This window comes from Streptomyces sp. NPDC008125, from assembly GCF_042957125.1.
Lineage (GTDB): Bacteria > Actinomycetota > Actinomycetes > Streptomycetales > Streptomycetaceae > Streptomyces.
This window is the reverse complement of the sequence record NZ_JBIBHR010000011.1, coordinates 127556-139144: the sequence shown is the minus strand read 5'-3', so window position 1 is coordinate 139144 and position 11589 is coordinate 127556. Positions and strand designations below refer to the sequence as shown.

General features: G+C 72.4%; 8 protein-coding genes. 2 read left to right on the top strand and 6 right to left on the bottom strand.

Annotated features, from left to right (window positions below):
* Window positions 1-72: 72 nt before the first annotated feature.
* Window positions 73-1965, bottom strand: a complete 1893-nt coding sequence (locus tag ACFZAX_RS20120) for an AMP-binding protein (RefSeq protein ID WP_390963149.1) — start codon at window positions 1963-1965, stop codon at window positions 73-75.
* 377 nt (window positions 1966-2342) lie between these two features.
* Window positions 2343-4217, bottom strand: coding sequence for a translation elongation factor 4 (gene lepA / locus ACFZAX_RS20115; RefSeq protein ID WP_390963148.1), 1875 nt, complete (start codon window positions 4215-4217; stop codon window positions 2343-2345).
* A 227-nt stretch (window positions 4218-4444) separates the two neighbouring features.
* On the opposite strand from lepA, the gene rpsT reads away from it, so the two are divergent.
* Window positions 4445-4711 (top strand): 30S ribosomal protein S20, encoded by a 267-nt coding sequence (rpsT, locus tag ACFZAX_RS20110; RefSeq protein ID WP_327175777.1) that lies wholly within the window; start codon window positions 4445-4447, stop codon window positions 4709-4711.
* 412 nt (window positions 4712-5123) lie between these two features.
* On the opposite strand, the gene holA is transcribed toward rpsT, so the two are convergent.
* A complete protein-coding gene (gene holA, locus ACFZAX_RS20105; RefSeq protein ID WP_390963147.1) occupies window positions 5124-6110 on the bottom strand; it encodes a DNA polymerase III subunit delta in 987 nt (328 codons plus the stop codon).
* 234 nt (window positions 6111-6344) lie between these two features.
* On the opposite strand from holA, the gene ACFZAX_RS20100 reads away from it, so the two are divergent.
* Window positions 6345-6590: a hypothetical protein gene (locus ACFZAX_RS20100; RefSeq protein WP_390963146.1), complete on the top strand. Its 246-nt coding sequence runs from the start codon at window positions 6345-6347 to the stop codon at window positions 6588-6590.
* A gap of 86 nt (window positions 6591-6676) precedes the next feature.
* Here ACFZAX_RS20100 and ACFZAX_RS20095 read toward each other — a convergent pair whose 3' ends face one another.
* The 3 genes from ACFZAX_RS20095 to ACFZAX_RS20085 all read right to left on the bottom strand — a co-directional run bounded on the left by ACFZAX_RS20095 (window position 6677) and on the right by ACFZAX_RS20085 (window position 11210).
* Window positions 6677-7561 (bottom strand): YceI family protein, encoded by an 885-nt coding sequence (locus tag ACFZAX_RS20095; RefSeq protein WP_390963145.1) that lies wholly within the window; start codon window positions 7559-7561, stop codon window positions 6677-6679.
* Between the two features lie 344 nt (window positions 7562-7905).
* Window positions 7906-10482, bottom strand: coding sequence for a ComEC/Rec2 family competence protein (locus ACFZAX_RS20090; RefSeq protein ID WP_390963143.1), 2577 nt, complete (start codon window positions 10480-10482; stop codon window positions 7906-7908).
* Complete coding sequence (locus ACFZAX_RS20085) at window positions 10479-11210, bottom strand: helix-hairpin-helix domain-containing protein (RefSeq protein WP_390963141.1); 732 nt, start codon at window positions 11208-11210, stop codon at window positions 10479-10481. Before ACFZAX_RS20085 ends, ACFZAX_RS20090 begins: the two co-directional genes overlap by 4 nt.
* Window positions 11211-11589 lie beyond the last annotated feature (379 nt).

Sequence of the window (11589 nt, the reverse complement as noted above, 5' to 3'; positions counted from 1 at the left end):
CGCGGAGCGGCTGCGGAGGAGCGCGGGGCGGCACGGCCGTCCGCCGTACCGCCCCGGGTCCCGCGCCCGTGCTCAGGCCTCGCGCGTCCCCGCGTACATGTCCTCGATCAGCGACTTGTACTCGCGCTCGACGACCGGCCGCTTCAGCTTGAGGCTGGGGGTCAGCTCGCCGTGTTCGATGTCCAGGTCACGCGGGAGGAGGCGGAACTTCTTGATGGTCTGCCACCGCTGAAGTCCCGCGTTGAGCTCGTTGACGTAGCCCTCGATGAGCTCCACGGTCTGCGGTGCCGCCACCACTTCGGCGTACGACTTGCCGTCCAGGCCGTTCTCGGCCGCCCAGTCGAGGATCGCGGGCTCGTCCAGGGCGATGAGCGCGGTGCAGAAGTTCCGGTCCGCGCCGTGCACCAGGATGTTGGAGACGAACGGGCAGACCACCTTGAACTGGCCCTCGACCTCGGCCGGGGCGACGTACTTGCCGCCCGAGGTCTTGATCAGGTCCTTCTTCCGGTCCGTGATGCTCAGGTACCCGTCGACGGAGAGTTCACCGATGTCGCCGGTGTGCAGCCAGCCGTCGGACTCCAGCACCTCGGACGACTTCTCCGGGAGCCGGTGGTAGCCCTCCATGATGCCGGGGCCGCGCAGCAGCACCTCGCCGTCGTCGGCGATGCGGACCTCGGTGCCGGGGAGCGGCTTGCCGACGGTGCCGGTGCGGTAGGCCTCGCCGGGGTTGCAGAAGGAGGCGGCGCTGGACTCGGTGAGGCCGTACCCCTCCAGGACGTGCACGCCCGCGCCGGCGAAGAAGTAGCCGATGTCGGGGGCGAGGGCGGCGGAGCCGGAGACGCAGGCGCGCAGCCGCCCGCCGAACGCCTCGCGGATCTTCGCGAAGACGAGGGCGTCGGCGGCCCGGTGCTTGGCGCCGAGGGCGAAGGGGACGGAGGCGGTGCCCGTACGGCGGAAGTTGTCCTGCGCGGCCTTGGCGTACTCGCGGGCGACGCCCACGGACCACTGGAAGATCTTGTACTTGGCCCCGCCACCGGCGCGGGCCTTGGCCGCGACGCCGTTGTAGACCTTCTCGAAGATGCGCGGAACGGCCGCCATGTAGGTGGGCCGGACCACCGGAAGGTTCTCGATGATCTTGTCGACGCGGCCATCGACGGCGGTGACGTGGCCGACCTCGATCTGGCCGGAGGTCAGCACCTTGCCGAAGACGTGCGCGAGCGGCAGCCAGAGGTACTGGACGTCGTCGGCCCTGATCAGCCCGGTCGCGACGGTGGCCTTGGCCATGTACGACCAGTTGTCGTGCGTCAGCCGCACGCCCTTGGGCCGCCCGGTGGTGCCGGAGGTGTAGATCAGGGTGGCCAGCTGGCCGGCGGTGATGGCCGAGACCCGCTCCTTGACGGCCTCCGGATGCTCCACCAGGTACGCGGCGCCCCGCGTCTCCAGTTCGGCGAGGGTCAGCAGCCAGCCCTCGGGGTCGCCCTCGGCGGGCTCGGCGGCGGCCGGGTCGATGACGACGACACGGGTGAGGTCGGGCAGCTCGGAGCGGGACTCGCGGGCCTTCGCGACCTGGGCCGCGTTCTCCGCGATCAGTACCCGGCTCTCGGAGTCCGCCAGGATGAAGGCGGACTCCTCGGTGTTGGTGGAGGGGTAGACCGTGGTCGTCGCGGCGCCGGCGCACATCACGCCCAGGTCGGCGAGGATCCACTCGACCCGGGTGGCGGAGGCGAGCGCCACCCGCTCCTCGGGCCGCACGCCGAGCGCGATCAGGCCGGCCGCGATGGCGTAGACCCGTTCGGCGGACTCGCCCCAGGTCAGCGACTTCCAGTCGTCCGGACCCTCGCCCGTGGACGAGGGCACCGGGTAGCGGTACGCCTCGCCGTCCGGCGTGGCGGCCACCCGCTCGATGAAGAGATTCGCCACGGAGGGCGGTCGGTTGTCGATCAGGGTCTGTGGTGTGTCGCTCACGACGTCCTCCGGGCCTGCGGCATCGCTACGACCGGCCGCTTGGTGATCCTGCTGTGTCTGCTTGCTTCTCGTTCCCGCTCTGCGCGTGATCCTGATCCACCGCGCGTCCTGCTCGTCCCGCTCGCTCGGCTGTTCCCGCCTGAACGGCCGGCTCACCACCGGCCGTACGGCCGGTGCGCCACCGGCTTGCTTAACTGGCGAGTAACTAGACGAGCCGTGATCAGGGTAAAGCGCGCCCGGTTTCCGCGTAAGGGGCCACGGGCCGCCGGTTGATAACGAACGGCCCCCGCCCTCCGCACTGCGCGGAGGAACAGGGGCCCGAACGTGTGACGCCTCGAACACGGAGAAACCGCGGCGGGTGGGACCGCGGGGCGGGGCTACTTCTTGCCCTTGGCCTCGGCGCCCGACTCGTCGGTGGACAGGACGGAGATGAACGCGTCCTGCGGCACCTCGACGTTGCCGACCATCTTCATCCGCTTCTTGCCTTCCTTCTGCTTCTCCAGCAGCTTCCGCTTACGGGAGATGTCACCGCCGTAGCACTTGGCGAGGACGTCCTTGCGGATCGCGCGAACGGTCTCACGGGCGATGACCCGGGAGCCGATGGCCGCCTGGATCGGCACCTCGAAGTTCTGCCGGGGGATGAGCTTCTGCAGCTTGGCGACGAGCCGCACGCCGTACGCGTACGCCTTGTCCTTGTGGGTGACGGCGGAGAACGCGTCCACCTTGTCGCCGTGCAGCAGGATGTCGACCTTGACGAGCTGCGCCGACTGCTCGCCGGTGGGCTCGTAGTCGAGCGAGGCGTACCCGCGGGTCTTCGACTTCAGCTGGTCGAAGAAGTCGAAGACGATCTCGGCGAGCGGCAGGGTGTAGCGGATCTCCACCCGGTCCTCGGAGAGGTAGTCCATGCCGATCAGGGTGCCGCGCCGGTTCTGGCAGAGCTCCATGATCGCGCCGATGAACTCGCTCGGCGCGAGGACGGTGGCCCGGACGACCGGCTCGTGCACCGAGTCGATCTTGCCCTCGGGGAACTCGCTGGGGTTGGTGACGGTGTGCTCGGTGCCGTCCTCCATCGTCACGCGGTACACCACGTTGGGCGCGGTGGCGATGAGGTCGAGGCCGAACTCGCGCTCCAGGCGCTCGCGGATCACGTCGAGGTGGAGCAGGCCGAGGAAGCCGACGCGGAAGCCGAAGCCGAGCGCGGCGGAGGTCTCCGGCTCGTAGACCAGGGCGGCGTCGTTGAGCTGGAGCTTGTCCAGGGCCTCGCGCAGGTCCGGGTAGTCCGAGCCGTCCAGCGGGTAGAGCCCCGAGAACACCATCGGCTTCGGGTCCTTGTACCCGCCCAGTGCCTCGGTCGCCCCGCTGTGCAGGGAGGTGATGGTGTCACCGACCTTGGACTGCCGGACGTCCTTCACGCCGGTGATGATGTAACCGACCTCACCCACGCCGAGGCCGTCCGCCGGGGTCATCTCCGGGGAGGAGACACCGATCTCCAGCAGCTCGTGCGTGGCGCCGGTCGACATCATCCGGATGCGCTCGCGCTTGTTGAGCTGGCCGTCGACCACACGGACGTACGTGACGACACCGCGGTACGAGTCGTAGACCGAGTCGAAGATCATCGCGCGGGCGGGGGCGTCCGCCTGGCCCACGGGAGCCGGAACGTCCCGGACCACACGGTCCAGCAGCGCGTCCACACCGACACCGGTCTTCGCGGAGACCTTGAGGACGTCCTCGGGCTGGCAGCCGATGAGGTTCGCCAGCTCCTCGGAGAACTTCTCGGGCTGCGCCGCCGGAAGGTCGATCTTGTTCAGCACCGGGACGATGGTGAGGTCGTTCTCCATGGCCAGGTACAGGTTGGCCAGGGTCTGCGCCTCGATGCCCTGGGCCGCGTCGACCAGCAGGACCGTGCCCTCACAGGCGGCGAGCGAACGCGACACCTCGTACGTGAAGTCCACGTGCCCGGGGGTGTCGATCATGTTGAGGATGTGGGTGCTGCCCTTGCCCTCCGCCGTGGTGGGCGCCCACGGCAGACGGACCGCCTGGGACTTGATGGTGATACCGCGCTCGCGCTCGATGTCCATCCGGTCGAGGTACTGGGCGCGCATCTGCCGCTGGTCGACCACGCCCGTCAGCTGGAGCATCCGGTCGGCGAGGGTCGACTTGCCGTGGTCGATGTGCGCGATGATGCAGAAGTTGCGGATCAGCGCCGGGTCGGTACGGCTCGGCGCAGGCACGTTGGTGGGAGTCGCGGGCACGCAGGGTCCTGATTCTTGAGACGCCGAACGCCGTGTCTCGGGTCGATGTCGGGTCGGTCGGATCTATACGTAGCTTCCATCGTCCCACGCCTGGGCCCGGGCCACGGGTTTGGGCCGGTAGGAGGGTGACTGGTACCGTGGGCAGCTGTGCCTCGTGGCTCCTTGGGTGATACCGCGGAGACGCGCGGCGCACTCAGAAGATCCAACGAACCTGAAAAGGCTCTCTCGTGGCGAACATCAAGTCCCAGATCAAGCGGAACAAGACCAACGAGAAGGCGCGCCTGCGCAACAAGGCCGTCAAGTCGTCGCTCAAGACCGCGATCCGCAAGGCCCGTGAGGCTGCCGTCGCCGGTGACGTCGAGAAGGCCACCACGGCCGCTCGCGACGCTTCCCGCGCGCTCGACAAGGCCGTCTCCAAGGGTGTCATCCACAAGAACGCCGCGGCCAACAAGAAGTCGGCCCTGGCCTCCAAGGTTGCCTCCCTCAGCGCCTGAGCACCCTGATGTGATCGCCGGAACGGACACAGCGGGCCCTCTCTCCCGCTCCTGACCGGCACCCCGTGCCGCACACCGAACCTGCGTTCGCCACGCGGGTGCGGCACACACAGCGTGAACGGAAAGGCCCCGTTCGTCCCCCTCCCCGGGGCGACGAACGGGGCCTTTCCGCGTGGGTGCGGGCGTGCGGTGCGGGCGTGCGGTGCGGGTGGCGCCCGTGTACGCCCGTGGCGTCCAGGGACGCGGCCGGCCGGGGGGGGGCGCCGGAGGGGCTCGACCCCCCGGCCGGGTTCAGCGACCGGTGCGGGCCGGGGGCTGGGTGCCGGAGGGGGATCAGCACTCCGGCCCGGGTTCAGCGGCCGGCGCGGGCCGGGGGCTGGGTGCCGGAGGGGCTCGACCCGCCGGCCCGGGTTCAGCGACCGGTGCGGGCCGCGCGCGCCACGGCGACGACCGCCTTCTCCAGGGCGTACTCCGGGTCGTCCCCGCCGCCCTTGACGCCCGCGTCGGCGGCGGCCACGGCCAGGGTCGCCGCCGCGATCCCGTCAGGGGTCCAGCCGCGCATCTGCTGGCGCACCCGGTCGATCTTCCACGGGGGCATGCCCAGCTCGCGAGCCAGGTCGGCGGGGCGTCCGCCCCGGGCCGAGGACAGCTTGCCGATGGCCCGGACGCCCTGGGCGAGGGCGCTGGTGATGAGGACGGGGGCCACCCCCGTCGACAGCGACCAGCGCAGCGCCTCCAGTGCCTCGGCCGCCCGCCCCTCGACCGCCCGGTCGGCGACGGTGAACGAGGACGCTTCGGCGCGGCCCGTGTAGTAGCGCCCGACCACGGCCTCGTCGATGGTGCCCTCGACGTCCGCGACGAGCTGGGAGACGGCGCTCGCCAGCTCCCGCAGGTCGCTGCCGATGGAGTCCACGAGGGACTGGCACGCCTCCGGGGTGGCCGAACGGCCCAGCGCCCGGAACTCCGACCGCACGAAGGTGAGCCGCTCGGCCGGCTTCGTCGTCTTCGGGCAGGCGACCTCACGCGCTCCGGCCTTGCGGGCCGCGTCCAGCAGTCCCTTGCCCTTGGCGCCGCCCGCGTGGAGCAGCACCAGGGTGATCTCCTCGGCCGGGGAGTCGAGGTACGCCTTGACGTCCTTCACGGTGTCGGCGGAGAGATCGTGGGAGTTGCGGACGATCACCACCTTCCGCTCGGCGAAGAGGGACGGGCTGGTCAGCTCGGCGAGCGTGCCGGGCTGCAACTGTTCCGAGGCGAGATCGCGGACGTCCGTATCGGCGTCGGCGGCGCGGGCTGCCGCCACCACCTGCTGCACGGCGCGGTCGAGGAGGAGGTCCTCCTGGCCCACGGCGAGCGTGAGAGGGGCGAGCGGGTCGTCGGTGGGGTTCCTTCTGGTGGCCATCGCCGTCCAGCATCCCACGCCCCACCGACAGCCCGGTCTGCCGCCGCCGGGTCCGGCTGCCGCCCGCCCGTCGTGCCGACTGCCGCCCTCCGGCGGGTCCCGGCGGGTCCCGACGGGTCCAGGCGGTGCAGGGTCCGGCCCGGCCGGTGCAGGGTCGGGCCGGTGCAGGCTCCGGCCCGGCCGGGCTTTGGTCCCCGGTCCCGGGCACGGTGGCACGCGGGCGAGAATGGGTGGGTGAGCGATGTGAGACATGTACTGGTGCTGCCCGACCGCGATGCCGCCCAGGAGGTTGCCGAGGAGCTCCCCGACCGCTTCGCCGTCGGCGAGGAACCGCAGTTGCTGAGGGACGCGCTGGCGGGCGAGGACGACGCCGAGGACGCCCAGTGGCTGGTGGTCGTGGAGGACCCGGACGGGCGGCTGGACACCGCCGCTCTCGACGCCTTCGCGGCGGAGCACGAGGGGTGGCTGGAGGCCCCGTAGAGGCCCGCGGCGGGAGCGGGGCCGAGAGGGCGCCGGGCGCGGCAGGGGCCACACGGCGCCCGTGCGGCCCGGGCACCGCCCGCGGATCAGCTCTTCTGGACGATCTGGATGTCCATCTCGATGGAGATGCTGGAGCCGACGACCGCGATCCCCTTGGCCAGCATCGTCTGCCAGGTGAGGGTGAAGTCTTCGCGGTGCAGCTCGGTGGTGGCCCGGCAGGCGGCCCGCGCCTCGCCCTCCAGGCCGTTGCCGAGACCGAGGTACTGGGTCTCCAGCGTCACGGTGCGGCTGACGCCGTGCAGGGTGAGCGCCCCGGTGACGGCCCACCGGCTCCCGCCGCGGTGCACGAAACGCTCGCTGTAGAACTCCAGCGTCGGGAAGCGGCCGACGTCCAGGAAGTCGGCCGACCGCAGGTGGTCGTCGCGCATCTGGACGTTGGTGTCGATCGACGCGGCGTCGATGATGACGTGCATCGCCGAGTCCTCCATGTGCTCCGCGATGCGGATGGCACCGGCGAAGGTGTTGAACCTGCCGTGGACACGCGCCATGCCGATGTGCCGGGCGGTGAAGCCGATCTGGGTGTGGGTCGGCTCGATCTCCCAGTCGCCGGGGGCGGGGAGCTGCGGGGGCTGCGCCAGCTGGAGACGTACGTCGCCGAGGTTCGCGTGCCCCCTCTCGGTCACCGTGACCGGGCCGTGGAAGGGGGTGAACCCCTCGGAGGTGACGCCCAGTCGGTATTCACCCGCCGGGACCGCCGCGAGGATCCTCCCGTACGGGTCGGTGTCGCCGCCGAAGACCCGGCGGCCTCCGGCGTCCGTGACGACGAACTCGGCCTGCAGCACCGGCTGGTCGACCGGATCGAGCACCCGGCAGCTGATCACGCCCGCGGACTGCGGCACGGTGACTCCGGCGAGGGCGCCACCGGAGGCGGCACCCGATTGTCCATTGCTGCGAAACCAACGGCCGAACATGCGCACTCCTGGGGGCGATCACCTGGGGCCCCTACAGCTGGACGTCGTTGTCGGAGCAGCGGCCCGCCGACGAAAATGCATTCGATCATTCCTGCCGCGTTCGAGGCAAACAGAGCTGCTCGTGCGGGGATGCACGGTGCTGTGACGGGCTGTTACCGAACATCCTTATTGACGCCACCTCTCACAGAATGGTCCGTATTGCGGACACCAGCTGCTCCTTCCCGGTACCGGTCCCCGGCGCCGGACCGGGGGTACCCGTCCCCGGCGCCCAACCGGGGGTACCGGTCCCCGGCGCCGGACCGGGGGTGCCGGTCCCGGTGCCGGGCCACTGGTACCGGAGCCTCCTACCGGCGGCCCACCACGCGTTGTCCGGCCCCCGCGCCGCTCACGGCGATCGCCCCGTCCACATCCGTACGCAGCACCTTCGCGCCGCCCGCCGCCAGTGCGGCCACGGTGCGCGGGGCAGGGTGCCCGTAGGGGTTCTCCGCACCGCAGGAAATGAGCGCGAGCCTCGGCCGCACCCGGCGCGTCAGCCCCGGGTCCTGGAAACCCGAGCCGTGGTGCGCCACCTTGAGCACGTCCACTGCGGACAGTTCGGGGTGCGCGCGTATCAGCCCCTGCTGGGCCGGGGGTTCGAGGTCGCCCAGGAGCAGCAGCCGCAGACCGCCCCGCGCCGTGACCAGCAGCGTGACACTGGAGTCGTTCGGCTCCTCCGGCACTCCCGCAGCCGCAGCCGCCGCCCCGGCGCCCGCCCCGGCCCACAGGACCTGCCAGTCGAGTGCCCCGATGCGGCGGTGTTCCCCGGCCTCCACCGGAACGAGCGGTACGCCCGAGGCGGCGGCGGTCCGCCGTACGAACGCGGCCTGCTCCGCCGGCTGTTCGAGGCCGATCGTCTGGACCGCTCCCACCGTCCTGCCCCGTAGCACGCCGGGCAGCCCGCGCACATGGTCCGCGTGGAAGTGGGTCAGCACCAGCAGCGGCACACGTCGGACGCCCAGCTCCCGCAGGCACCGGTCGACGGGTGCCGGTTCGGGCCCGGCGTCCACGACGACCCCGGTCCCGTCGCCGGCCGCGAGCACCATCGCGTCGCCCTGCCCGACGTCGCAGAGGGCGAACGCCCAGCCCGGCGGAGGCCACCCCGTCACCAGGCGGGTCAACGGCACGGGTCTGAACACCGCGAGGACCAGCAGCAGCGCGGCCACCGAGCAGACCCAGGGGTGCCGGCCCAGGCGGCGGGCGCCCACCACCCCCAGCAACGTGGCTCCCGCCAGCAACGCGGCCCCTCCCCAGCCGCCGGGCCAGGCCGCCTCCGCCCCGGGCAGCCCGGCACCCGTTCTGGCGATGCCCGCGATCCACTCCACCGGCCACCCCGCGATCCGGGCCAGTACCTCTGCCGCGGGCATCGACACCGGGGCCACGGCGAGCACGGCGAACCCGAGGACCGTCGCGGGCGCCACCGCGAACTCGGCGAGCAGGTTGCAGGGGACCGCCACCAGGCTCACCCGGGAGGCCAGCACCACGACGACGGGCGCGCAGACGGCTTGCGCCGCCGCCGCGGCGGCCAGCACCTCGGCGAGCCTGGTGGGAACCCCTCTCCGGCACAGCGCCGCCCCCCAGCGCGGCGCGAGCGTGAGCAGCGATCCGGTGGCCAGAACGGAGAGCAGGAAGCCGTAACTCCGGGCCAGCCACGGGTCGTACAGGACCAGGAGCAGAACCGCCGCCGCCAGCGCGGGAATCAGGGCTCTGCGCCGACCGGTCCCGATGGCGAGGAGCGTGATCAGTCCGCACGCCGCCGCACGCAGCACGCTCGGCTCCGGCCGGCAGACGATCACGAACCCGAGGGCGACCAGGCCACCGGTCAGCGCCGTCGTGCGCAAGGTCAGCCCCAGCCGGGGCGCGAGACCCCGCCGTTCGGCACGCAGAGCGGCCCCTGGAGGGCCGATCAGCAGGAAGAGCAGAATGGACAGATTCGCACCGGACACGGACAGCAGATGTGCGAGATCGGTCGACCGAAAGGCGTCGTGCAGTTCGGTCGGAACGCGCGAGGTGTCGCCGACCACCAGGCCGGGCAGCAGCGCCCGCGCGTCCGGACCGAGCTCCTCGGTGGCCCGGCGCAGCCCTTCGCGCAACTCCCCCGCCAGGCGCTGCGCGAAGCTCGGCCCGGTGACGATCCGCGGCGCGGTACCCGCCGCCACCCGCAGGGTTGCCGCGCTCCGCTCGCCCTCGCGCGCGGAGGGGACGAGCCGGCCGCCGATCCGCAGACCGGTGGAGGGCAGCAGGCTCTGCCACGCCCGCGTCGCGGCGCCGGGCGACACCATCAGGACGACCGGCGTGCGGAGCCGGTAGGCCGCCCCGGCGGCGAAGGAAACCCCTCCGGGGCCGGGGCCGGGCTGCGCGAGCCGGGTGATCTCGGCGTCGATCAGCAGCAGGGCCGGCATGCTCCGGCTGCCGCGCACCTGGGCCCGCGTCCGTACCGGATCGGAGGTGACGGTCACCTCCGCCTCCACCTCCGTGTGCGCCCGCGCCAGCTCCGGTACCGGACCTCGGCGGACGTCGGCCCCGTGCAGCCCCGCCGAAGCGGCCCCGGCCGCCGCGCACAGCAGGACGGCGCAGACCGCGACCCTTCCGGTGGGCCGGCGGCTTCCCTTGCCCCGCGCCAGGCGCAGGAGCACCAGGGCCGCCACGAGAAGGACGGCGACCCCCGCCGCAGTCCAGGCCCCGGGGAGAACGAGGCAGAGCGCGGCGGACGCCCAGGCGGCGAGAGCCGGCAGCACCAGCCGCAGATCGGCCGGACCTTCCTGCCCTGCGCCCGCGCCCGTCGCCGTACGCGTGCCCCTGCTCGTGCCGGAGGGCGCGGCTCCGCTCGTACCGGGGGCCGTCGGGCACTCCGTGCGGACGGGGACGCCGGTGTCCTGGGTCATGGCCGCACCAGGGGCTGAAGATCGGCGAAGCGCCGGTCACCGATGCCCGTGACCTGCCGCAGTTCGTCGACGGAGCCGTATCCCCCGTGTTCGGTGCGGTAGTCGACGATGTGCTGGGCCAGGACCGGCCCGACCCCCGGCAGGGCCTCCAACTGTTCGGCGGTGGCGGAGCCGAGGCTCAGGGGCCCTGCCTGCACCGCCCCTCCGCCGCCCGTGCCCGGTCCGCCCGCCGCGCCCGGGAGCTGAGGGGCCATCGGGATTCCGACCACCACCTGCTCGCCGTCGTTGAGGATCCGGGCGCGGTTGAGGCCGGTGGTGTCCGTCCCCGCGAGCACGCCGCCGGCCGCGTGCAGCGCGTCGGCGACCCTCGATCCGGCCTTCAGATGCTGGACTCCCGGCCGCCGCACCTTGCCGTTCACGTCGACCACGATCCGGTCGGCGACACCGCCGTCGGGAGCGGCGGCGGACGGCCGCGGCGGTGACGACGGGGGCGCCGACAGCGACAGCGTCCCCACGGTCTCCGTACGCGGCAGGGCGGACGCCTCGGCCGCAGCCCGCACCGCTTCGGGGACGCGCACGGTTTCCGGCCCGGCCGTCCAGAAGTGTGCCCCGGCCAGGACCGCGAGGCCGGTCAGGACCACGCCCAGGGCGGCCGTCGCCTTCGGTTCGAGAGCGCACCGGAGCTGGAACCAGAGAGGTAACCGCTCGCGCAGAGCGGCACGAGCCACGGCCCCGGTGGCCTCCTCCCCCGCCGGCCCCGCCTCGACCTCGCCCAGCAACGCGTCGGCCCGGCGGCGCCCGGCCAGCGCCGCCTCTTCCTCCGGCCGCCCCCTCGCACGCCGCCCCGGGCGAACACCGGAGACGGCACCGGGAGCAGTCCCGGTGCCGGACGCGGCGTCAGGCCGCGGGCGCCCGGAGTCGGGAAGGGCGGGGAGATCGAGGACGGGAGCGGAGGAGAACGGACGCGCATGAGCTGATCGAAGAGCCATGTCCCAGGACGTTAGGCAGGTCTGCGAAAACCTGCTGAGCAGCCCCGATTTCCGTGGACAACCACACAGTTGTGGACAACTCCGTCACCCGGAGGAGGGAAGACACCGCAAGGACGCG